10 protein-coding genes are annotated in these 26,104 nt (G+C 43.4%); 9 read left to right on the forward strand and 1 reads right to left on the reverse strand.

Annotated features, from left to right (window positions below):
- Window positions 1-369 precede the first annotated feature (369 nt).
- The 4 genes from GNE10_RS10700 (at window position 370) to nifJ (ending at window position 12,313) form a co-directional block, all read left to right on the forward strand.
- Window positions 370-6,177, forward strand: a complete 5,808-nt coding sequence (locus GNE10_RS10700) for a DUF4157 domain-containing protein (RefSeq protein ID WP_221642807.1) — start codon at window positions 370-372, stop codon at window positions 6,175-6,177.
- 242 nt (window positions 6,178-6,419) lie between these two features.
- Window positions 6,420-7,214: a hypothetical protein gene (locus tag GNE10_RS10705; protein WP_185565167.1), complete on the forward strand. Its 795-nt coding sequence runs from the start codon at window positions 6,420-6,422 to the stop codon at window positions 7,212-7,214.
- A gap of 1 nt (window position 7,215) precedes the next feature.
- On the forward strand, window positions 7,216-8,043 hold the full coding sequence (locus GNE10_RS10710; RefSeq protein WP_185565168.1) for a hypothetical protein: 828 nt from the start codon (window positions 7,216-7,218) through the stop codon (window positions 8,041-8,043).
- 550 nt (window positions 8,044-8,593) lie between these two features.
- Window positions 8,594-12,313, forward strand: coding sequence for a pyruvate:ferredoxin (flavodoxin) oxidoreductase (gene nifJ, locus GNE10_RS10715; RefSeq protein WP_185565169.1), 3,720 nt, complete (start codon window positions 8,594-8,596; stop codon window positions 12,311-12,313).
- Between the two features lie 670 nt (window positions 12,314-12,983).
- On the opposite strand, the gene GNE10_RS10720 is transcribed toward nifJ, so the two are convergent.
- A complete protein-coding gene (locus GNE10_RS10720; protein ID WP_185565170.1) occupies window positions 12,984-16,529 on the reverse strand; it encodes an AAA-like domain-containing protein in 3,546 nt (1,181 codons plus the stop codon).
- 753 nt (window positions 16,530-17,282) lie between these two features.
- Here GNE10_RS10720 and GNE10_RS10725 point away from each other — a divergent pair.
- From GNE10_RS10725 to GNE10_RS10745, 5 genes are all read left to right on the forward strand, one after another.
- The gene (locus GNE10_RS10725) at window positions 17,283-18,827 is read left to right on the forward strand and encodes an AAA-like domain-containing protein (protein ID WP_185565171.1); all 1,545 of its coding nucleotides are present in this window, start codon (window positions 17,283-17,285) and stop codon (window positions 18,825-18,827) included.
- Between the two features lie 283 nt (window positions 18,828-19,110).
- The gene (locus tag GNE10_RS10730) at window positions 19,111-19,734 is read left to right on the forward strand and encodes a 4Fe-4S single cluster domain-containing protein (RefSeq protein ID WP_185565172.1); all 624 of its coding nucleotides are present in this window, start codon (window positions 19,111-19,113) and stop codon (window positions 19,732-19,734) included.
- Window positions 19,735-20,082: 348 nt separating this feature from the next.
- Window positions 20,083-21,780 (forward strand): DUF4157 domain-containing protein, encoded by a 1,698-nt coding sequence (locus GNE10_RS10735; RefSeq protein WP_185565173.1) that lies wholly within the window; start codon window positions 20,083-20,085, stop codon window positions 21,778-21,780.
- A gap of 899 nt (window positions 21,781-22,679) precedes the next feature.
- On the forward strand, window positions 22,680-23,684 hold the full coding sequence (locus GNE10_RS10740) for a formylglycine-generating enzyme family protein (RefSeq protein ID WP_185565174.1): 1,005 nt from the start codon (window positions 22,680-22,682) through the stop codon (window positions 23,682-23,684).
- 56 nt (window positions 23,685-23,740) lie between these two features.
- Window positions 23,741-26,080, forward strand: a complete 2,340-nt coding sequence (locus GNE10_RS10745; protein WP_185565175.1) for an arylsulfatase — start codon at window positions 23,741-23,743, stop codon at window positions 26,078-26,080.
- Window positions 26,081-26,104 lie beyond the last annotated feature (24 nt).

Here is a 26,104-nt window from a genome sequence, read left to right on the forward strand (position 1 = left end):
GGGGAAAGGGGGAAAGGGGGGAAAGGTTTGGTATTTTTCCTTTTCCCTTTAACCTTTTCCCTTTAACCTTTCCCCTTTAACCTTTCCCCTTTAACCTTTCCCCTTTAACCTTTTCCCTTTAACCTTTCTCCTTTAACCTTTCCCCTTTAACCTTTCCCCTTTAACCTTTCCCCTTTAACCACAAGAATGCAAAAAGCAATTGAAGGTTTAGTCATCAGTCAATTATTGTCCTTCAAGAGAAAAAAGAACTTGATTTTGGATTGATTGTAGACTTTTGATTAATTGTGTGGGAAGGGCGATCGCACTACTGTACATATCTATATCAGCGAAATAGCATCCACCTTACTACACGGGCATCAGGAGAAGCAAATGAGAGAACGCGTAGCCAAGCCCAAGAAAGCTAGCACTAGTTCCTTCTCAATACCTAAACTCAGACAACCGACGCCCGGTTTTGGTTTAAACTCCTCTGGTGTCTTGGGGCAAACAACTGCTGAATTGCCATCTCTCAACAAACCTCTAGGACACGACATTAGTCGAATATCGCTACACCGACAAACACAATTTACAACTAACCAGCCAGAAGATGTTGAGGAACAAGAAACCCAGACACTAGAACCACAGGTGATACAGGAAATGAATGAGCCTGAAAATCACCAAACAGTGCAACGGGAAAAACTGCCAGAAGAGGAAGAGGAACGGACGGCGGCAGATTTTCAATCTCAGAAATTAGAAGAAGAGGAAGAATTGCAAACAAAGCCTGTTGATTCTTCCCCCCAAGTTACCCACGACATTAGTCGAATGTCGCTGCAGGTGCAAACAAAACTCACAATTAATCAGCCGGGAGATATTTACGAACAGCAAGCTGATACAGTAGCGCGCCAGGTGATGGAGAAAATAAGTCAGCCTCGAAATCAGCAGTTTATCCAACACGAGGCTGTACCAGAGACACAATTACAAAGGAAATTTTTAGTTGGTTCGGCCACTCCTATGGTGCAGCGTCAGGGTGGTGGAGTTGTAAATACATCCAAACTAGAAACTTCTATCCAACACGCACGCCAAAATGGGCAGCCACTCTCAGACGATATTCGACAACCAATGGAGGAGGCCTTTGGCGCTGACTTCAGCAGTGTCAAAATCCACACAGATACACATTCTCATCAACTCAACCAAACTATCCAAGCTCGTGCTTTCACCACAGGGCAGGATATTTTCTTTCGCCAAGGAGAATATAATCCGGGGAGTTATCAAGGCAAGGAATTACTTGCTCATGAATTAACTCACGTTGTCCAACAAAACGGTAACGCAATTGCACCGCAAAAAGACTCGTCATCAACACCAGCAGTAACGCAAAATGTAGATATTCAGTGGGTTTGTTGCTCGCAATGTGAAGAGGAAGAGGAACTTTTACAAGCGAAAGAACTTCCCGGCCAAACTATCCAACTTGCTTTTGATGTCAACAATACAGTTTCTCAACCAACCACAGAACAAAATGCTGCGGAAGTCGAGAATGATGTACGTCAGGAATTAGATAACAATCGTGCAAGCCAAGCAAGTCTCGGCGTTCAATCTCCCCTAGCGGCGGGAACCACAGAACCACCACCAGACGAAAATCCCAAAACACAACCTGAGTCTGGGAAAAATCCCACTGACAGCAATTCTGTTGACATAGCTGCACCGGAAGACAAGCCCAAAGAGGATGGAGAGATAGCGGCGACTGGAGATGTGAGTCCAGAAAATGAGACACAAAAGGATGATGAAGATAAAGCAGGTGTGGCTGAAGATGTCAGTCCACAAAAGAATGATGAAGATAAAGCAGTAAAAGCAGGTGTGATTGAAACTCTCACTCCAAAAAAGGATGCAAAGAAAGATGATGAAGACAAAGAAGTAAAAGCAGGCATGGCTGAAGTTCTCAGTCAGAAAAAGAAAGATGTTGAAGACGAACAAAAGACATCAGAATCAGAAGGATCTGAGACGGGCGAACAAGCTACAGAACAAGCGGCCAGTCCAGAAACGAAAGCACCTCAAGGCGAACAGATTTCACCGCAAGCCAATGCTGTTGGAGATGCAGGTTTAGAAAAATTACCTCCGCAGATTAATAACCAAAATCCCGAAAGCATGGCGCAAGCCGTCACGCCGGAAACTGAGGCAGAGAAGGAACAAGCCACAACAGAGGTTTTGGCAGCACAAGCCCAGCAAAACGCTGTCAATGCTCAAACATCCCAATTAGTGGCAACAGAGGTTAACTTTGCACCTCCGGAACAGCAAGAAACGGCTGAAGGTGGTGAAGATGCCATTTTGCAAGAACAGCAAAAAGCTGAGGCGATAAATATAACAAATAGCTTTTTGGCTGAAGCAGCTTTGCGAGTGCAAGCAATTACCCAACTGGGACAAGGAATTGAGGCGGGTATCCAAGGTGCAACTGAAAATGCCAAAGCTGCTGTAATGGTGGCAGTTGAGCAACAAAAGGCAGCTGTTACCGCCCAAATTGCCCAGCAACGCCAACAAGTACAAAGTGAAGCCCAAGCAACTATCGCTCAAATTGAAACACAATATCAGGCAACAGCAGCGACAACTTCCCAAACAGCTGCCACAGAACGCCAAAAGGTTGCAGCAGAATATACAACATCTGTGCAGAAAGTAGATGAAACTGAAAGCAATCAACTGGCGAAAATTGAAGAATTTTATACCCAAGCAAAAGAGAAATATCGTGCTGCTGGGGTGAAAGTAGGCGATGAAGCGATCGCTTTTGGCGAACAAAAAGCTACTGAATGGGAAGCTCAAATTACTGGTAAAGATGATAACTTCTGGGATGGGCCGCTTACAGATAACCGACTCAAAGCTAGAGCCAAAGCAGCCAGAGATGTTGCCCAACAATACAAAGACAGTTTAGTTGAAGAAGGCAATAAACAAGCTGATGCCGTAGAACAAGGCAAACCGAAGGATATTGAAGCAATCCATAATGTTGCTAATCAGTCTCGCCAACAATTGCAAACTCTCCAACAACAAACTCTAGATAATATCAACTCCGTTGAACAGCAAGTTTTGACGCAATTGGCAGACGCACAAACCCAGTTGACGCAAACAGCTAACCAAACTCTGCAATCTACATTACAAACTTTAGACCAACAGCAAACTGCTCAATTGCAATTGTTGTCAGTTTATGGTAATGAGCAAGTCTCGGCCATTGAAAGGGATGCTCAAAAGGCGATCGCTTCCATTCAAGATGGTGTTAGCCAAGCTGCTACCAATTTGCAAACAGCTATCCAAGATATCCAAGCCCAACTCCAAGGAACGCCAGCGCCGAACCCAGAGGAATTGAGGGCGACTCTTGCAGAAATCTTGGCACAGTTCGATAGTTCCGTGGCTAAAGTCCAAGAGCAAACCGAACAAGGCATTACAGCATCCCAAGAAGGTATTGCCCAAGGTGGACAGCAAGCGGTTACTGCGGTGAATGGTATTGCCCAAAGTGGATTGGAAGAATCTGCTGCTGTTAGTGAAGAAGCCAAAACGAGTTTAACTAACCTCAATCAAGGCGCTATAGACACCTTTAATCAAATTCAGCAAGCCTTTACAACCACAGTCACCGATACCACCCAAGCAGCAGTTACAGGTTTTGGTGAAGTCACCCAAGGAATGCAAAGTGCTTTTGACCAGAGTAACCAAAACATGGACACTAACTTCCAAAACAGTGTCAATGACTTAGAAGAAGGGTTGCGCGGTTCAATTCAAGGAGACAAACAGCCAAATCTCGATTCCGATATCCAAAAATATGCCCAAGAAGCAGCAGACCAAGAACAACCCCGGTGGAAAACAGTCCTGAAAGTTTTCTTAATCATTGCTGTAATTGTTGTGGCAATTATCGTTGCGCCAGCGGTGATTGGGGCAGTGGGCGCGGTAGCTGGGGCATTGGGAGCAGGTGCAGCTTTAGCAGGGGGAATCGGTGCAATTGTTGGTGGGGCAATTGTTGGGGCTGTGGCTGGTGCTGTGATTCAGATGGGCAGCAACCTCATTGATGGCAAAAACTTGCTGCATGACGTGGGGAAAGCGGCCTTAGCAGGGGCGATCGGTGGTGCTTTTGGTGGTGCTGGTGGTGTATTCGGTAACATGTTGGCTCAAGCAGGCAGACTGGGTACAGGTCTGACTCAATCGTTCTGGAGATTGGGTATTGATGTTGCCTCCGATATTGCTGGTGGTATTTTTGGCAACTTAGCAACCGGAGACCCCATCACTTTAGAAGGAGTTCTCATTGGTGCTGGTATCGCTGCGGGTGTCAACATTTCTACAGCCAACCTCAGTAACCTTGGTAGAGTTGGCCGCGGCATTCAAAATATGCAAACCAGAACTTTCCAAGCCGGGGAGCGATTTGGTACTTCGCTAGGTAAGGGAATCAAAACGGGCTTGGGTGGGAAAGTTGATACACCAACCGTCAGTGATGCGCCGAATGTGCCGCGCCCAGAGGCAGGAGTGCGATCGCCTGAAGCCGAAACAACCACCGCACGAGGCGTACAGGGAGATGAACCAGAAGTTCAAGGAGGAGTTTCTAAAGATACAACAACAAAATCCCCAGGCGAACAAGAACAAAATCCGGCAACTACAGACAAAAATCAAGAAATTGTTCGCATTATTCGCCAAGATGACAATTTTGCTAGCCAATTTAATTACAAAGGTAAAACAAAATCTCGTGTTGTTGAAGATGGTTCCCTAGTTCCAGCGAATCCCAACGGCAAAGCAACTCCTCTTGAACACGTTTATGGTAGCGATCCTGCTAAGGGAGATAGTCCCTACACTTCCTTCCTGACAGAAAGCGGTGGCGTTGCCAAGACATACGGCGGTTCAGAAATTGAACTCGATTTACCAAAATTACGAGCAGATATCGAATCAGGCAATCTCAAGAATGTTGAGGTATTAACCCCTGAACAGATTTCCAAGATGATTACGGATGAAATTTCTCAAATCGCTACAACTGTTAAAAAAGATATAGATGTCGATGCTGCCATTGCCAACGGCCCCCAAGGTATTCCTGATTATGTTGCTTCCTTGGGTATCAGCAAAGGACAATCTAGCAAACTTAGCCGTAGGTTGTTGGCATACTACAACACAACACGCGATGGGGAATATCTAATTAAAGGTACTATTCCGGCAGAGTATTTGAAAGGGCCTTATTCCACTAAAGGTGCGGGTGCTGATACTGAAGTGAAACCGCCTCAGACAGAAGCCAATACCCCGGAAACGACGATGAAACCGCCTGAAAATGGATCTGCTTCCGAGAACAGTACCCGACTTGACGCAGATACAGGTGCATCTCAAGGTTTGAAACCAGATACCGATGTATCAATGTCGCCCAAAGAACAGGAGGTTCTTCAGAACACTGCTGCAAAGGAAGGTAGCCAATTAACATCACAAGAACTGAATACAGAACTTGCAGTAGCAGGAAAAGCTGAACCGAAGGCGATCGATGAGGGAGAATTTGTAGAAGAAATTAAACTGCCCAACGACCACGAATGGAAGCAAAAAGAAGATGGGACATGGTGTCGCTTTTCTGGCAGAGGAAGCTGTTTACCGACAGGACAAGGCCCAAGGGGACGAAGCGTGCGAGCCACAACACGATCGCAAACTGAAGCTTCACAAGCGTCCACAGAGTATCGATTTGACTCACGTACTCGCGCAGGGAGCAAGCGGAAGGCAGATAATGAAACTGAAGGACAACCGCAGGAGAATAAAAGAAACCGAAACCTCACACAGAAACCCTACAAGGAAGATGACAGCGGACAAAAATTGTGGGATGGTAGCACACGCCCTAATTGGGGAGACTTTGAGAAGACATATTGGCAAAATATTAGCCAAAGACAGCAGAATGGCCGAACTGAATATGAATGTATCGTAGGCCCAAATAACCAAACAAAGTATTTGCCAAGAAAGGAAAATGCAAAAAAAGGTGAAGATTTTGCAACTATTGGACACAAAATACAATGGCGAGATTACATCAGTCAAAAAGTGGATACAGAACAGTTTTCTGTCGAAAATGGCACAAAAAGTATCGAAGGAATGAAGATGGCAGAAGTAGAGAAATGGTATAAAGATTTGAATAATCTCCAACCAGAGGGACAAAAATTTAATTCTCAGAAGGCTAGCGCCTACACAAGTGACCCTTGGATTCAGAGCTACATTGATGAGTAAATACAAAATACTATCGCTACGGTAAGTTGTTGTGCGTGTTTTAGACAATATTTTTTGTAGACGATTCGATTTATTAATTTGCTGATAGTAATTTGAAATTATAGCCAGCTGATTCACCAGCAAGTCGAAGCTAATACTAATTTGAACAAGGATTGCGATAAATGGATTACTAAAAGCAGCGAACCATAACTATTTATAAATCCAAAATCTTAAATCAAAAATGGTATAAGGAGATAATTTAAATGCAATCGTTAAATAATCCAGAACAATTACTTTTTACTGATTGTGAAGGCAATCAAGCACAACTCCAAGATATCATCGATGATGGTCTAGATGGAGGTTATGAATACCGGATTCCAGGACTGATAAATTTGCTCAATTCTGGGGAACCTTATCATCAATTATTAGCGGCTGTAATGCTAACTTCTTGGGGGCATCCTGCTGGATTTCAAAAACTTATAGATTGGGCTAGTAATTCTCAAAGTGTTCCTTGGCAAGCAGCACCTGTAGTTTATGAGCGGATATCACAAACTGACTCGGCATTTGAAATGCTAGCTGATGCTGTGAATACAAGCTATTATGCTGATGAAAATCAAAATATTCAGCAATGGCAAATAAAGGCGATTAAGGCACTTCTTGGTATATATCATCAATATTATTTTGGCCGGAGTTTAGCTTTAGCCATTGTGAGGAAAAAAGAAATAGCCCAAGCTGTAAAAAGCGAAATAATTGCAGCTATGGAAGCAAGCCTAAAAATTTTACAAGAACATACTTCTTTAGGATTTGACTTAGCATTTCAAGTTGCTTGCTTACTGATTCCCTTGACACGTATTGATGAAAATGTAGCTGCTAATTACGCTAATCAATTGATTTCTAGTTACTCCCACAAGGAAAGAATATTAAGGGAAATTGCAAATGCTTTAGGAGATGGTAAGGAAAAAGCAACTTTAGCAATTCTTGAACATCTGAAAACATTAAAAATGCCTGCTTTAATACGCGATACTGAAAATGCGATCGCTCGTCGTTCACGTAATTAATATGAATACTCAAAATCAACTAACATTCTGGACTGATTCTCAGCATCAGCGTTATTTTCTGATTCCCGACAACCAAAAACTATCCAGGGGTCGCTTTATTATTTCTACCCTCACTGGCACTGAAAAGAAAGTCACACAAGCAGCGATCGCTAATTTTGAAATTCCAGAGTCAGCAGCAAAAGAATACCTGGAAAATGCAATCAATCAAGCAATGATCCAAGCAAAAATTGCTGTCTCGAATTTGATGTTTGTTTCAACACCAACATCGGCAAAATTTTCTCCAGTATCTAACGAAACTCCATCAATTTCAAACATTATTTCTTCACTTTTAGATGTTACTAGTGAAGAATTACAACAAAATCCTGAAGCTGCCCAAAGTGCTTTTGTGAATATATATACCCAATTCCAAGACTTTTTAAGTGAATCTATCTTAGAAAATTCTACTCAAGTTGAAAGCACGCAAGCGCGTGTACGTCACTTCAGAGAAACACTACAGGCACAAGGAATCAATATCAACGAAGAAATTGAAGAACTACCTAAGAAGTTACAAGAGTTGTTTTCTTCGGCAAATCTTGAAGAATATCTGCAAGAAATTATTATTAAATTACGAGAGGTGACAAAGGAAATAGAGCAGTCACCTGGTGGGTTTAAACAGATAATTAATGAAACGATGAAATCTTTAAGTAAAGATGTAGTTAGTGAAGAAGAAAAGAAACTCCAAGAAAAGAAAAAACAAGATTATAAGCAATCTGCTGAAAAAGCGATCGCTCAATCTTTAAAGTTTAGTGGCTTTACACCATTTGCTGGTGGTGATTTTACAAGTCTTTAATTCGGCGTTGCTGATTTCATGTATGAAAACGATTGTGTATGATATCAAAATCCTGTAGAGACGTTGCAATGGAACGTCTCTACATTTATAATTTTAAATTTAAACGATATTACAAGGGCGATCGCAACCTCAAATATTAAATATTCCCGACCCCATACCCCACAAAAAAGAATCAACCACCACAAAGCCTTATCTCATCATAAGTTTGATTCTTGAGTACACAACTAATACATATTAATAGATGCAATATTGCCAATGAGATACTAATATTTGCAATATTTATTGAAAATTAACTTAGAGCAGAAGCAGTAGGCAATAGCTCAACAGCATCCTCATCTTCAGCTTTTTTAAGCAAACTGGATTCCTCATTACAAATCTTTAGAGTCAAAGTCATTTGCAAAGGACAAATGACCAATGACTAATAGATCTCTTGCAAAAAGCACTTTTGCAAGAGATGGAAAAAGGGGAAAGGGAAAACACAAAACCTTTCCCCCTTTCCCCTTACCCTTTTCCCGACTTATGCAAGACGACCAAGGACAAAAAGCAAATTATGAACAAAACCTTCGCAACCATCGACGGGAATGAAGCTGTTGCCCGTGTTGCTTATAAATTAAATGAAGCGATCGCCATTTATCCTATCACCCCCTCTTCAGCAATGGGTGAATGGGCGGATGCTTGGTCGGCGGAAGGTCGTCCTAACCTCTGGGGAACTGTTCCCAGTGTGGTGCAGATGCAAAGCGAAGGAGGAGCCGCAGCAGCCGTGCATGGCGCATTGCAAACGGGTTCTCTGAGTACCACATTTACGGCATCTCAGGGATTATTGTTGATGATACCCAACCTCTACAAAATTGCTGGCGAATTAACCAGTACAACAATTCACGTTGCAGCCCGTTCCTTGGCTACCCATGCTTTATCAATTTTTGGCGACCATAGCGACGTAATGGCCACTAGGGCCACTGGTTTTGCTCTTTTGTGTTCGGCTTCGGTGCAAGAAAGTCAAGATTTTGCCCTCATCGCCCATGTTGCTACTTTAGAGGCGCGGGTTTCATTTATTCATTTCTTTGATGGTTTCCGTACTTCCCATGAAGTGCAGAAAGTCAAACTACTTTGTGATGATGATTTGCGATCGCTCATCGATGATAACCTAATCCTCGCCCACCGCAACCGCGCCCTCACCCCAGACCGTCCAGTGTTGCGGGGTACTGCTCAAAATCCTGATGTTTATTTCCAGTCCCGTGAAGGCGCAAACCCTTATTACAACGCCTGTCCGGAAATTGTCCAGCGCATTATGGACAGATTTGGAGAACGCACAGGCAGGCATTACCAAATCTATGAATATTATGGAGCTAGCAACGCCGACCGCGTCATCGTTCTCATGGGTTCTGGCTGCGAAACCGTCCACGAAACAGTAGACTATCTCAACACCCGTGGTGAAAAAGTCGGCGTGTTGAAAGTGCGACTTTACCGTCCCTTTGATGTCCACAGATTTGTAGCAGCCTTACCTAGTAGTGTAAAAGCGATCGCCGTTCTCGACCGCACCAAAGAACCAGGTAGCGCCGGTGAACCATTGTATTTAGATGTGGTGGCTGCTATTCATGAAGCATGGAAAGAGTACACGGGGAAAGAAGAAGACGCAAAGATGCAGGAACCTGAGGATGTTCTTGATGAATTCTCCGCGTCCCCACGTCCCCGCGTCCCCGCGTCCTCTTCCCCCGTGTCTCCCAAAATCGTCGGCGGTCGCTACGGTCTTTCGTCTAAAGAATTTACACCGGCGATGGTAAAGGGAATTTTTGATAACTTAGCTCAAAGTCAACCGAAGAATCATTTTACTATTGGGATTAATGATGATGTAACTTACACTTCTCTGGACTTTGACCCCAATTTTTCCACAGAATCCAATAATGTTGTGAGGGCAATGTTTTATGGGTTGGGTTCAGATGGTACAGTTGGCGCTAACAAAAACTCTATTAAGATTATTGGTGAAGAAACTGATAATTATGCCCAAGGTTATTTTGTTTATGATTCTAAGAAATCTGGCTCGATGACGGTTTCTCATTTACGTTTTGGAAAAGAACCAATTCACTCCACTTATTTAATTGACCAAGCTAACTTTATCGGTTGTCATCACTGGGGATTTCTGGAACGGATAGATATATTAAAAGCTGCTACTTTGGGAGCAATTTTGCTACTGAATAGCCCATATGATGCACATAATGTTTGGGAAAATTTACCGCCCAAAGTCCAGCAGCAAATTATCGATAAGCAGCTGAAATTATATGTAATTAATGCCAATCAAGTCGCCCGTGAAAGCGGTATGGGTGGCAGAATTAACACCATCATGCAAGTGTGTTTCTTTGCCTTAGCGGGAGTCTTGCCCCAAACAGAAGCCATCGCTAAAATCAAACAAGCGATCGAAAAGACCTACGGTAAAAAAGGTGCAGAAGTTGTCCGCATGAACTTACAAGCCGTAGACAACACCTTAGACAACTTACACTATGTTGAAGTGAAGGGACACGGAGACACAAAGACGCGGGGACGCGGAGAGTTCTTTCCCCGTGTCCCCGCGTCTCCCACTCTCCCCGTCTTCTCCAACGCTCCCGAATTTGTCCAAGAAGTATTGGGTAAAATCATGATTTGGGAAGGCGACGATTTACCCGTTAGCGCCTTACCTGCTGATGGAACCTTTCCCGTAGGTACTGCGAAGTGGGAAAAACGCAACGTAGCCCAAGAGATACCCGTGTGGGAACCGGATGTCTGCGTTCAGTGTGGTAAGTGCGTCATGGTTTGTCCCCACAGTGCTATCCGTGCTAAGGCTTATCAAGTTGATGAATTAGTGAATGCACCAACAACCTTCAAGTCAATTAATGCCAAAGATAAAGACTTTGCCAATCAAAAATTTACCATTCAGGTAGCTCCAGAAGATTGTACGGGATGCTCGATTTGTGTAGAGATTTGTCCGGCGAAAAATAAATCTCAGCCATCCCTGAAAGCGATTAATATGGCACAACAATTGCCATTGCGAGAACAAGAACAAAAAAATTGGGATTTCTTTTTAAGGTTACCCAATCCTGACAGAAGGCAGTTGAAATTAAACCAAATTCGCCAACAACAATTGCAAGAACCTTTGTTTGAATTCTCTGGTGCTTGTGCGGGTTGTGGTGAGACACCATACTTAAAATTATTAACACAATTGTTTGGCGATCGCGCCATCATCGCCAACGCTACAGGTTGTTCTTCAATTTACGGCGGTAACCTCCCCACCACACCCTGGACAACTAACGCCGAAGGACGCGGCCCTGCATGGTCGAATAATTTATTTGAAGATAACGCCGAATTTGGTTTTGGCTTTCGTTTATCTGTGGATAAACAAGCCGAATTTGCAGCAGAACTTTTGCAAAAATTGGCGAGTGAGGCATGGGGAGTAGGGAATGGGGTAATAATTCCTGAGAATTTAGTTAAATCTATTCTCAAAGCTGAACAAAAATCTGAAGCTGACATTTGGGAACAGCGAGAACGAATAGAATTGTTGCAGCAAAAGTTAGATGAAATCCTAACTCTCAACCCCAATCTCAAATCCAAAATCCAAAATCTCAAATCCCTTGCTGATTACTTGGTGAAAAAGAGCGTTTGGATTGTTGGCGGTGACGGTTGGGCTTATGATATTGACTTTGGTGGTATCGACCACGTGCTGGCAAGCGGTCGCAATGTTAACATCTTAGTCATGGACACAGAAGTATATTCCAACACAGGCGGTCAATCTTCCAAAGCCACACCACGAGCCGCCGTTGCGAAATTTGCCGCCAGTGGTAAGCCTGCGCCAAAGAAAGACTTGGGGATGATTGCCATGACCTACGGAAACGTCTACGTAGCCAGTGTAGCTTTAGGCGCAAGAGACGAACATACCCTAAGGGCATTTTTAGAAGCAGAAGCTTATAACGGCCCATCCCTGATTATTGCTTACAGCCATTGCATCGCCCACGGCATTAACATGACAACAGGGATGAATCATCAAAAATCTTTGGTAGAATCAGGTCGTTGGTTATTGTATCGCCATAATCCAGAGTTGCAAAAACAAGGTAAAAATCCCTTGCAATTGGATATGCGATCGCCAACCCAACCAGTAGAACATTCCATGTATCAAGAAAATCGCTTCAAAATGCTCGCTAAGAGTAAACCCGAACTTGCCAAGCAGTTATTACAACAAGCCCAAACCGAAGTAGATGCACGTTGGCAGATGTATCAATATCTGGCAAAACGCGAGATTCTTTAAAAGATAGCAGGGAACAGGCAACGCATCATACCAATTCTCTGTAACAACGCGCTTAATAATTCCCCCCTGCTACGCCGTTTCCCTTACAAAGGCTACCGTGTACCTGTTGCAAGAGTCCTTTTTGCATTCTTGGGGGAAAAGGATAAAGGTTAAAGGGGAAGGGGACAATACAGAACCTTTTCCCCTTCCCCTTTTCCCGACTTACGCAATAAGTCTCGTGTACACACAGTATATATAGAATTATAATCTGGAGAAGATGAAGGTATCTTCGATCGCATTGTAAGTTTAATAACGATCGCACTTTCTCAAATCAGAGCATAACTGAAATTATACAGGCGATCGCCCTTTCTCAAATTACAGCAAAAGCGATCGCCCTTTCTCAAATTACAGCAACAGCGATCGCATTTTCTCAAATCAAAGCATAGCTGAAATTGTACAGGCGATCGCACTTTCTCAGATTACAGCAACAGCGATCGCACTTTCTCAAATCAGAGCATAACTGAAATTATACAGGCGATCGCCCTTTCTCAAATTACAGCAACAGCGATCGCATTTTCTCAAATCAAAGCATAGCTGAAATTATACAGGCGATCGCCCTTTCTCAAATTACAGCAAAAGCGATCGCACTTTCTCAAATCAGAGCATAGCTGAAATTGTACAGGCGATCGCTTTATCGGCTTTTGCTAATATCGTCGCATAGGTGGCGATCATTCTCATTCATATTGAGGTTGTTTTGCAAATAATCGCGCACCCAAGCACAACCTTTTACCAATAGGTCATTCAAATCCAGATTCCACAAGCGAACGGTGTTGTCTAAACTGGCAGAGGCAATAGTTTTACCATCTGGGCTGAATGCCACGCTAGTAACCGAATTGCTATGCCGTTTAAGGGTTTGTAAGTCCTGTCCGTTGAGATTCCACAAACGAATGGTCGTGTCATTACTAGCAGAGGCAATAGTTTTGCCATCGGGGCTAAACGCCACACCATAGACTGAATTGCTATGACCTTTGAGGATTTGTAACTCCTGCCCTTGGAGATTCCACAAGCGAACAGTCTTGTCATCACTAGCAGAAGCAATGGTTTTGCTATCAGGGCTGAATGCCACACTAAAGATCAGACTGTTATGACCTTTGAGGATTTGTAACTCCTGCCCTTGGAGATTCCACAAGCGAACGGTGTTGTCAAAACTAGCAGAGGCAATAGTTTTGCTATCAGGGCTGAATGCAACGCTACGAACCAAACTGCTATGACCTTTGAAGATTTGTAACTCCTGCCCTTGGAGATTCCACAAACGAACAGTCTTGTCATCACCAGCAGAGGCAATCGTTTTACCATCACGGCTGAATGCCACACTAAAGACCGAACTGTTATGACCTTTGAGGATTTGTAACTCCTGCCCTTGAAGATTCCACAAGCGAACAGTCTTGTCATCACCAGCAGAGGCAATCGTTTTACCATCACGGCTGAATGCCACACTAAAGACCGAACTACTATGTCCTTGAAGGGTTTGTAACTCCTGCCCATTGAAATTCCACAAGCGAATGGTGTTTTCATCACCTCCAGAAGCAATAGTTTTGCCATCTGGACTGAACCCTATTCTATAAATTGAATTGCTAGGCCCTTGAAGGGTTTGTAACTCTTCTCCTTGGAGATTCCATAAGCGAACGGTGTTGTCATCACCTCCAGAAGTAATAGTTTTGCCATCAGAGCTGAATCCCACTGCATATACCGAACTTTTATGCGCTTTGAAAGTTAGTAATTCTTTTCCGTTGAGATTCCACAATTTCACTGTCTTGTCATCACTTCCAGAAGCAATGGTTTTGCCATCGGGGCTGAATGCCACGCTAATGATCCTATCGCTATGCCCTTTAAGAGTTTGTAATTCCTGTCCATTTAGATTCCACAATTTCACTGTCTTGTCAGCACTTCCAGAAGCAATAGTTTTGCCATCGGGGCTGAATGCCACGCTAATGATCCTATCGCTATGCCCTCTGAGAGTTTGTAATTCTTGTCCGTTGAGATTCCACAATTTCACTGTCTTGTCAGCACTGCTGGAGGCAATAGTTTTTCCATCTGGACTGAATGCTACCTCACTAATCCAACTGCTATGCCCTTTGAGAGTTTGTAATTCCTGTCCATTTAGATTCCACAATTTCACTGTTTTGTCAGCACTGCCAGAGGCAATAATTTTACCATCGGGACTAAATCTCACGCTAGTGATCCCATCATTATGCCCTTTAAAAATTTGTAACTCTTGTCCATTGAGATTCCACAAGCGAACTGTCTTATCACGACTAGCAGAAGCAATAGTCTTGCCATCAGGGCTGAATGCCACGCTAGTGATTCTATCGTTATGCCCTTCTAATCGGTTATATTCTTTGACACCATAAAGAACCTGCTGGAGAGTAGCTACTGCCAATAGCTGGGCATCTGCTGTAAAATTCTTCTTTGTTCGTCTGAATTGTTTTCCTAACTTCAAACTTACTACTAAAGCATCAAGGTCTAAATTTGCTGCCATTAAGTTTTGTGACTTTAAGCTCTGGGCAAGAATTTCAGCATTGATTCGCCGTTTATCTGCGTCGGCTTTCGCGGCAATTGCTTGCTGTTCTTGTTTTTGGGCAATGTTTTGCTGTTTTTCGGCTTCTGCTTGTCTTTGTCTAGCTAATTGTTCAGCCGTTTTGGTTTGATTAAAGGCTTGTTTTAACTCTATTCCTCGTTTTTCAGCTAATTTTTGTGCTGATTTTGCTTGCTCCTCTCCTTTTTTAGCTCTTTTACTCTCCTGATTAGCAATGCGTTTTTGCTTTTCTGCCTCCCGCCGTTGTTCCTCTGCTTTTTTCTGCTGTGTTCGCGCATTTTCAGCCTGATGCTTTGCCTCATTGCGTTGAGTTTCTGCTTCTAGACGCTGTTTTTCTTCTCTATTACGGGCATCTTGGGCAGTCAAACGTTGGTCATTCACATACACAGCCACACCCGTCATTAAAACCGAAAATACTACCAATACTGCGACATAAGGCAGTGCAGGTTTAAAACGCTCCCACCTATCTCGTAAGTTAAACGGCAAATGTTTATTAATCCACTTATAATCAAATACTTGCCCATAGATTTGATTTCGCACCCGCAAAACATTATTCTGCGATCGCACCACTCCCGATAACTTTAAATGAGATTTTGCTATGGACTGCTCGTCATCCACAACTACCCGCTTACTCCAACAAATCTCGCGGTAAATAGTCAAAACTTCTAAATCTGGTGAGCGTTTAGTTAGCATATCCCGGACAAACTGCAAGTTATTATCTTGCTCGCTCATCGCGCCAAAAAATCTGCTCTTCACTACTTGATTGACTTTCTTCTCAATGATGCTCAGCCAAGGAAACTCAGTACAAAAAAGCAAAGAATGTCTACCTTGTCTTTCATCTTCCCCTGCCCGTTGCCCTCTTGCTCCCTGTCCCCCTGTCCCCTCCGCTACCAAGGCCCCACAAAGACGCTGCGTTAAATATGGATGTCCCCCCGTCCATTTCAAAACCTGGTGTAATATCTGCTTGGCTTCATCGCTGGGTAATCCCAATCCCTCAGCTAAGGGTAAAGCTTCCTCAAAGCTAAAATCAGTTAAATCTACACGCTGTCCAATATTAAATGGCGTGCGCTTGGCATCGCTAATTAAATCCCCAGGAGTCGCTACCCCCATTAGCACAAAAGAAAGCCGATTAAATTCAGCATTAGTAGCACGGGCAACATAGAGATAACGAATTGCGATAAAAAAATCATCAGTAAAATCCAAGCTGAGGGTAGAGTCAATTTCATCCACAAAAATCACCACTTGCCCTTCAACCTCAGCCAGCAAAACCTTCTCAAAAAACTGTGTCAGCCGTTGCGATACTCCCAGATGCTCGCGTTCTTGCCACCAACTCACCACATCTGTATCAAACATGAGTTGGTCATTCAGCTTGACCAAAAAGCCAAAATACCATTGTTCGGCTGTGACATTTGCCCCCAATTCCTGGAGGTCAACAATTACCGAGCGAATGCCCTCATCCGTCAGCGTTTGCGCCGTGCGTACCATCAGGCTAGACTTCCCCATTTGACGGGGCGTCAGCACATAAGCAAAAGTTCCTGAGCGACATAAACCCAGCAATTCCTCATCAGCTTGACGGGGAATGTAAATTCCACCACCAGCCTGCACAGTCCCGCCAACAGTATAAATAGTTGGATTAGCCATCTCACAGACTCCGAGAGGAAAGGAAACGCAAAAGGCACCGACTCAATTTACAATGACATCATGTAATACATTTTGTCTATTTACCTAAAAATTACTGTAAGCCACTTCCAAATCAAAAAATATCCAATTAACTCTTGTGGGGTGGGCATCTTGCCCGCTCAGTCGATGTGGCGGGCAGGATGCCCACCCCACAATATTGGATAATTTATTTCTTGGAGTTTCTTAAAAAGAATTCTAATTTCGCTTGAGCGCAGCAAAATTCAACAATTAACGTTTAATGTTGGATTTCATTGCTCAACTTAACCTATATGTATAGCTTGCAAACGAGTATTTGAACTCCATTAATGAGTATTTGAACTCCATTAATGAGGCTTGGAACTCCATTAATGAGTATTTGAACTCCATTAATGAGGCTTGGAACTCCATTAATGAGGCTTTGAACTCCATTAATGAGTATTTGAGCTTCATTAATGAGTATTTGAGCTTCATTAATGAGTATTTGAGCTTCATTAATGAGGCTTTGAACTCCATTAATGAGTATTTGAGCTTCATTAATAAGGCTTGGAACTCCATTAATGAGTATTTGAACTTCGTAGGCAATTTTTTTGTAATGTCGGTAATTATCTGCAACTACGCTGTAGTGTTGTAGGGTGTGTTATCGCGCCAGCGTAACGCACCGCCAAAGATTTACGGAGCGTTAGGACTGCCCTCCATAACGCACCCTACCAAACTGTAAAGCGAATTTCTATAGTAATGTTTAATTCACAGACTAAACATATCTTCATCAGCTACAAGCGCAATATTCACCCAGACGAACAAGTTGCATTGCAAGTTTTCCAAGCCCTATCCCAGCAACACAAAGTCTTCATCGACCAAACCATGTCCATTGGCACACGCTGGGCTGAACGCATTGAAACAGAAATTCGCCAAGCTGATTTTCTCATTGCTTTTCTTTCAGCCTGGTCAACCCAAAGCGAGATGGTAATAGCAGAAATCGAGACAGCACACCATTTATCAAAATCACAACAAGGACGCCCCGTAATTCTCCCAGTGCGTCTAGCATATCAAGAACCCCTCGTCTATCCTTTGAGTGCCTATCTCAACGGTATTAACTGGGCATTCTGGAAAGACACAGAAGATACCCCCCGCCTCATAAATGAATTATTACAAACCATCTCCGGCACTCCATTAACCATCGCCACACAAAAACCCCCCTCATCCCCGGTTGGTGAGCGAAGCCGAACCACATCCCCCTCATCCCTCCCCCATCCCTTCCCTTCAGCACAACCCATTTCCCTAGAAATGCCCGAAGGAACAATGGAATCACAATCTGCTTTTTACGTAGAACGCTCATGTGATGCAGTTGCTTTGCAGACGATTGAGCAGCAAGGTGTGACAATTACCATAAAAGGCCCCCGACAAATGGGCAAAAGTTCGCTGTTAATTCGCACAATTAAAACTGCCGTGAATGCAGGTAAGCGAGTTGCTTTGCTGGATTTCCAATTATTTGACAAAGCCGCCTTAACCAATGCAGACCTTTTTTTTCGCCAGTTCTGTACTTGGTTAACTGATGAACTAGAAATGACCGACAAAGTAACTGAATATTGGAATCTCCCCTTGGGGAATAGTCAGCGCTGCACTCGTTACGTCGGTCGCTATTTGCTCAAAGAATTTGGCAACCCTCTTGTCTTGGCAATGGATGAAGTGGAAACAGTTTTTGATACTGAATTTCGTTCTGATTTTTTTGGAATGCTGCGAAGTTGGCACAACAGCCGCGCCACCACACCCATTTGGAAGCAACTCGATTTAGCACTCGTTACTTCCACCGAACCCTACCAATTAATTGACAATCTCAACCAATCTCCCTTTAATGTAGGGCAGGTGATTGATTTAGAAGACTTCACACCAGCACAAGTTTCTGACCTCAACCGCCGTCACGGTTCCCCATTTAACCCCAAGGAAGAACAGCAATTAATGGCATTGTTAGGGGGACATCCTTATTTAATCCGCCTTGCACTCTACTCAGTAGCCAGCCAGCGCCTCTCTGTTAATGAACTATTTACCAACGCCACCACAGATAATGGAATCTTTGGCAATCATCTGCGTAACCATCTCTTTCGATTGCATAATCAACAGGAGTTGGTTAAAGCAATGTTCCAAATCATTCGCCAGAACCTCTGCCAAGACGAGAGAATTTTCTTTCGCTTGCGCGGTGCAGGTTTAGTCCGTCGCGAAGGGCGTATCGTCTTACCGCGTTGTCAACTTTACGCCGAGTATTTCCGAGAGCATCTGGGTTGAAGAAGGCAAGGGGCAGGGGGCAGGGAGCAGGCTAGAGAAAAACTATATATCTAAATATCTAAATAAATTGAGTAATTTATTCTTTGGAAGTCCCTAAGCGTTTTATGTTTAATCATGTTTAGCTACTTAGCAGCAAAATTCGCCATTAATAACGCCCATTTTAAGTAGTGAAAAAGTACAAATACCGACAAAAAAGCCTGAGTTCCTTACTAAGGTGAAAGATTGTCATATTCCGCTATAGTTATATAGTTAACAGGCGACGGTTTTAAAAGGAGTTAAAGAGATGGAAACTAAGCCAACTAACCCATCACTAGCACTCACAGAAATTCCCTCTGGCTATCTCAACATTATGGGTTACGTTGATGAGTCAGAAGTCAATGGCCCTGGTTGTCGCGCAGTTATCTGGGTGCAAGGTTGTTCGCGTGAATGTCCTGGTTGTTTTAATCCTGACTCTTGGTCTTTTGAGGCTAATCAACTTGTTGCTGTTGATACTCTTGTCGAAAATATTTTGAGTAATTCTCGCAATACTGGTGTAACGTTTTCTGGTGGAGAACCATTTTGGCAAGCAGCTACGCTAGCATCTTTAGCTCGTAAATTAAAAGCCGCTGGGTTGAATGTAATGTCTTTTAGTGGGTTCACCCTCAAGCAGCTACAGTCTAAATCTGCACCGCCAGGTTCCCAAGAATTGTTAGAACAACTTGATATCTTAATTGACGGGCCTTTTGTGCAATCTCTGGCAATTAATTCTCCTAACTCACCAGTTTCTTCTAGTAACCAAAAGATCAACATATTTAACCCTGCTTTTGCTGACCAGATTACCTGGGCTAGCGACCAAATTGAAGTTCACATTCTCAAGGATGGTAGCCGTATTGTTACTGGCTATCGAGGTGGACTGGAATTGATGTAATGGGGAAATAGGGGGTGTTGACTGGTGACTGTTGACTGTTGATTGATGACTGGGGAGTTATTATTCTCCCCTGAACCTGGGACTACTCATCTCAACTTTTCTTCTGTCTGAAAAAACCTGCCATTGAAAGCTCCCGATTCTTGACTTTCCTTTGTTAATTTTAGATAAAGCACTAGCTAAAAGGATAATAAGCGATCGCAGTTTATCCACAGCTTTTTTTGCAATCCTGTAGGTATTATTAGCAACGGCAGTAACTTGCCAATTGAGATAATTTATACTTACGTCCATAGCGGTGCAATTAGACAAATTGTACGATCGACTTAAACAGTATTTATGGGGGAAAGTGAGATGAGCGATGTCCATCGACAAGGCGCTGGGGGGCTACGTAAAATTGGTCGCCGAAAAACAACTGCATCGAATTCTACAAATCCGTCGCTTGTCTCACGAGATATTCCAACGTTGGCAAATCCAACGCGCGGTTTTGGTCTAGATACAAATCAAGCTCAGCGTCCAATAATATCAACTGATTTTGAAGAAGATGATTTGCTTGAAGAGGAATCCTTAGAACCAACAGTTATTCAACAACCTCTCAATCACGATATTAGCAAAATATCTTTGCATTCACAGGATAGATTCACTAACCAGCCAGCAGAATCTCACCAGCAGCAAGTAGGTATGATGGCTGCACCAGCCGTTCAACAAAAGATAACACCAGAACCAGTGGAAACAAAGCAGGCTTTTCACTCTCCTGTGCAACAAAAACCGATTCAGCGAGACGGAATGAATATTCCTGGTGGCGCAACTATAGAAACAGTCAACGGTAACACCAGTGCTGTCATCTCTTTATTAGATCAAAAAGCGATAATAGCTCTAGACAATATGCCGGGAGCAAGACTACCAGATTTTAGTCGCTATATTGACAGAATAGATCAAGTACTCTCGGACACTAGCTTATCAGACACAAATATACCCATCAATTTTGTTGAAACCACTGGAGTCAATGTCTACTGGAGAGGGTATATCCGTTTTAGATTGGGTGAACCACAAGCTCTTTCTGGAGGTGGAAGTGCAGCCACCACTCGCGGCTTCGGTGGTAGTACCACCTCCAGTACAGAAACATCCACTTCAACCACAGATTCCGCTAAAGCCACGGCTAGTGGCGGTAGTACAAGTGGTACGAAATCTGGAGAAGCTGGCAAAGGTGGCGAAACTTCTACTGGTAGTTCTGGAACGGTGGGAAGTGAAGTATCTACTACAACTAGTCGTAGTGATAAATACACTGATTCTACAACCAGCAGTAGAGGCGGAACAACAAACATGACCAATAACATGCAACGTTTTATGGCACCGCTGATTGCTGAAATATCTTTAAATCCAGAACTAGATGTTCAAGGTAGTGACTACGTTAATCCCTTGAAGTGGGGCATGTTTATTGGTGAGAGTATCAGACCCATGAAAAGAGTAAGTGGTTCTGTGAATTGCGGCAGTGTCACTTATTATACTTCTAATGGAATTACACCAACACCAACCCCAGCAGCACCTCCAGCACAACGTAAAGGTTGGATGGAAAATCAACTAGGAATTACTGACCAGTCTCAAGCTAATTTTAACAATGCGGCGGCTGTTAACAATATCAATCCACTTCAATTGAGCAATTCTGGTAGTACTCCATTACCCACAGATGTGGCTGTTGCTGCACAAGAACATCATGGAATGAGCCTGGATAAGGTACACCTCGTACAAGGAGGACAAGCTGATGCTTACTGTGACTCTATGAATGCAGCCGCATTTACCACGCCAAGTAATGAAGGGGAAACTAACATTTTTATGCATTCCCAACTTCCTGTGGATTCACCCCAAGGTCAACATACACTCTCCCACGAAGTATCACACGCAGTACAGCAAATGCGTGGTGAAACTGCTGAACTCGATGGACTTGGCGGTAATCAGTCCCGCCGTGATGCACTGGAGAAGAGTGCTGATTCCCATGCAGATATAATTGTTAACAAAAGTGCCCAACTTCAGAAATTGCAACAATCACAATGATATTGTTCTCACCGAATATACGGGGAACAAGCATAACTATTCGTGGTGCTTGTTAACTGTTAACTGTTGATAGTCAACAGCCGATGGCGAGTGATATCATGTCCGGTTGAATACTTATCATGTGGACTGACGCAAAGACGCTCTGACACGGAGAATTTTTTTGATAAGTAATTAGACGAACATGATATTAATGTGCAAGTTAAATATAAAACACCTTAGCTTGTTAATTAACCCTCAAAACTTTCTGAGTTTTGAGGGTTATTTTATGACGTTTCACAAAGTTCTTGACTTATTTTTGTCTAAGAGGTAGTTTATCAATATCGCAATTAAATACGGTATACATATCGATTTATAGTATTTTAGTAACAAAAAGCCAAAATTCATTATGAATCAAAGTTTGAGTGGTAGCATGGGTCTAACTCTCTCACTTCATTGTTATCTATTTAAGAAAACTTTCTGGCTTCTTTTTTGGAGATTCATTTAAATTAATTTAAGGTAAATTTTGCTCGATTTAAAACCAGAATATTAATGTATATGGTCGGAGATTCCTTGCATTTTGATGTTGTTAATTAACAGGAAACAAGTATAAATAATTGAAAAAATCAAACAATGTTAAGTAACGTAAAATTCTTAATATTTAGTTAGTAGTAATGACTTGAGTCCTTTTTGGATAACTTTAGTTCTCACTACTTTAATTATTTACCCTATTGTACTTACTACCTAGTGCAATTGATGTCAAAGCTTGTATAAATTTTGCATATTTTTTATGAAAAATATAGCTCGTTGTAAACATCATATTATTAATATCAATCTGCATTATCAAAGGTAGTTTTAATTCTCGAAATATGAGTTAGTAAATTTAAAAATTATGGCTAATGTAAATACAAATTGCTATTAGTATGTCGAAGCTAGGAAAAAGTTTTTTCAGATTATTGTTCGCTACAGGAGTGACGATCGCACTTTTACTTTTATTCATCATTCCTCCTGCTTTTGCCGCTAGCGTCAATCCCTGTCCCCAAGAAATGGTATTAATTCCAGCAGGAACATTCACAATGGGATCGAATAATTCTGCTTTTGTGGAAGAGCGATCGGCTTTTGATGTTACAGTGAGTCCTTTTTGCATCGATAAATATGAAGTGACAAATGCACAGTTCGCAGCATTTGTCAAAGCAACAGGATATGTAACAGTTGCAGAGCGCCCTTTATCCAAAGAACAATTTCCCGACTTATCAGAGGAGCAGAGATTACCGGGTTCTTTGGTGTTTGAGATGGCAAAGCCAGGAGCAAAGCTGTTGAGTTGGTGGTATTGGCGCACTGGAGCCAATTGGCAGCATCCCTTCGGCCCGGAAAGTGCGATAGCTGGAAAAGAAAATTACCCAGTGGTTCATATTGCCTATGAAGATGCCGTAGCCTACGCGCGATGGGCGGGAAAATTCCTACCCAGTGAAGCCCAGTGGGAATACGCCGCCCGTGGTGGTTTGGAGAGCGCGACTTATACATGGGGCGAGCAATATTCTGAGAAAAAAGCCAACACCTGGCAAGGAATTTTTCCCTTTTTTAATACCAAAAGTGATGGTTACGTAGGTATTGCCCCCGTAGGTTCCTTTCCACCCAACGGTTACGGTCTCTACGACATGGCAGGTAATGTTTGGGAATTGACCTCAGATTTGTTTGGGGTAGGGCATGACCAGAAAAACCATAGTGTCGATCCCACAGGGCCAAAACTCAGCTTTGACCCCAACAAACCCACAGAAAATGTCTTACACACCATTAAAGGAGGCTCTTACCTTTGTGCGCCCAACTATTGCAGCCGCTTCCGTCCTGCGGCACGAGAATCTCAAGCCCCGGACACCGGAACTAGCCATATCGGATTTCGTTTAGTTCAGAGTATTCCCACCCTATGAAATAAACAAAACACTTTCTTCCCCCACTCCCTACTCAATCAATAACCAATTAGTTTATGTTGCATTTTCTTTGGCGATCGCTCATCATATCTCTCGTCATCACTATATTGACGGTTACTAGTCCTGCCTTTGCAGCCACATCACAGGTTTTACCCATTCCCCAACCAGAATTTAAGGGCAAAATTGGCATTACCTACAAAGACTCAAAACCAGATTTTCCCCAACAGATTACTGCTCCAGACAAAGCGCCCAACGTTGTACTAGTGATATTAGATGATGTTGGCTTTGGACAAGCCAGTACCTTTGGCGGCCCGGTGGAAACTCCTAACTTGACTCGCCTAGCCGAAAGCGGATTGCGTTACAACCAATTTCATACCACAGCCCTTTGTTCCCCCACCAGAGCAGCATTGTTAACTGGACGCAATCACCATTCAGTAAATACGGGGGTAGTTGAGGAATTAGCTACTGGTTATCCTGGCTACACAACTATTTTACCTAAAAGTGCTGCCACGGTGGCCGAAGTGCTACGACAAAATGGCTATAATACGGCTGCTTTCGGTAAATGGCACAATACACCAGACTTTGAAACCAGCGTCGCTGGGCCTTTCGATCGCTGGCCCACAGGATTAGGATTTGAGTACTTTTACGGTTTTCTTGGTGGCGATACTAACCAATGGAGTCCGGCATTGGTAGAAAATACTAAACGAGTCGAGAAACCAGCAAATAACCCGGATTACCACCTGACACCAGACTTAGTAAATCATGCGATCGCCTGGATTCGCAACCAACAATCCATAGCTCCTGACAAACCCTTCTTCGCCTATCTCGCCACCGGAGCCACCCATGCACCCCACCACGCCCCCAAAGCTTGGATTGATAAGTACAAAGGTAAATTTGACCAAGGGTGGGATAAATTACGCGAAGAAATCTTTGCCCGTCAGAAACAACTGGGTGTGATTCCTGCCAATGCCCAACTTACACCCCGTCCCGAAGAATTGCCAGCTTGGGATTCCCTTTCGGCTGACCAAAAGAAACTCTCATCTCACATGGCGGAAGTATTTGCCGGATTTCTCGCCCACACAGATTATGAAATCGGCAGGTTAATTGATGCAGTTGACCAACTCGGCGAACTAGACAACACCCTGGTCATCTATGTTGTGGGAGATAACGGTGCAAGTGCAGAAGGCGGCTTAACAGGTACCGTCAACGAGTTGAAATTCTTCAACGGCGTACCCGAAAATCTGCCACAACTGCTTGCTTCCTATGATGACTTGGGCAGCCCCAAGACATTCAACCATTTTCCCGCCCCTTGGGCATGGGCAGTTAATACTCCCTTCCAATGGACAAAGCAAATCGCCTCCCACTTTGGTGGAACTCGCAACCCTTTAATAATTTCTTGGGGTGAAGGCATTAAAGACAAAGGTGGAATCCGCAGCCAATTCCATCACGTAATTGATATTGCACCCACCATTTTAGAAGTAGCGGGAGTTACTGCTCCCAAAGAAGTGAATGGAGTCAAGCAACAACCAATAGAAGGTACTAGCCTTGCCTATACCTTTGATAATCCCGATGCTTCCTCCCATCGCGAAACTCAGTACTTCGAGATGTTTGGTAACCGAGCCATTTACCATCGCGGTTGGGTAGCCGCAGCGCGTCATGGCCGCTTGCCTTGGGAACGTACCGTCAAAGGCGACTTTGATACAGATAAATGGGAACTGTACAACATTGCAGAAGATTTCAGCGAAGCCAACAACCTCGCTCCAGAAAATCCAGAGAAGCTAGAAAAACTGCAAAAATTATTCTTCAAAGAAGCCCGTAAGCATCAAGTCTTACCATTAGACGATCGCGTTCTAGACCGATTTGATGTCAAAATTCGCCCTAGCCTCACCGCCGGACGCACAAACTTTACTTATTATCCTGGGGTATTTGGCATCCCAGAAGGTAGCGCCCCAAATTTAAAAAACAGATCCTTCAGCATCACAGCTAACGTAGAAATCCCCGAAACTGGTGCAGAAGGTATCCTCTTAACCCAAGGCGGACGTTTTGCCGGTTGGAGCTTTTTCCTTGAAGATAGCAAGCCCACCTACGTTTACAACTATGCCAATGCCGTTCGCTACATCATTCAATCCCCGGAAAAATTGCCCCCAGGGAAATCGACAATACAGTTCGACTTTGATTATGACGGAGGCACTGTAGGTAAAGGCGGAATCGGCAAACTATTCATCAACCAACAGCAAGTAGCCGAGGGTCGAATCGAAAAAACCATTGCTTATCGTTTAGCCCTAGATGAAACCTTCGATGTCGGTAGAGACACAGGTACTCCCGTAGTTGACACCTACCAAATACCCTTTACCTTCACCGGTAACTTACAGCAAGTAAGTCTTGAGTTGAAGTAAGTAATAGCGAATGGGGCGTGGGGC

Origin of the sequence: Nostoc sp. 2RC (genome assembly GCF_014222165.1) — a bacterium.
Classification (GTDB): Bacteria; Cyanobacteriota; Cyanobacteriia; order Cyanobacteriales; family Nostocaceae; genus Nostoc; species Nostoc linckia.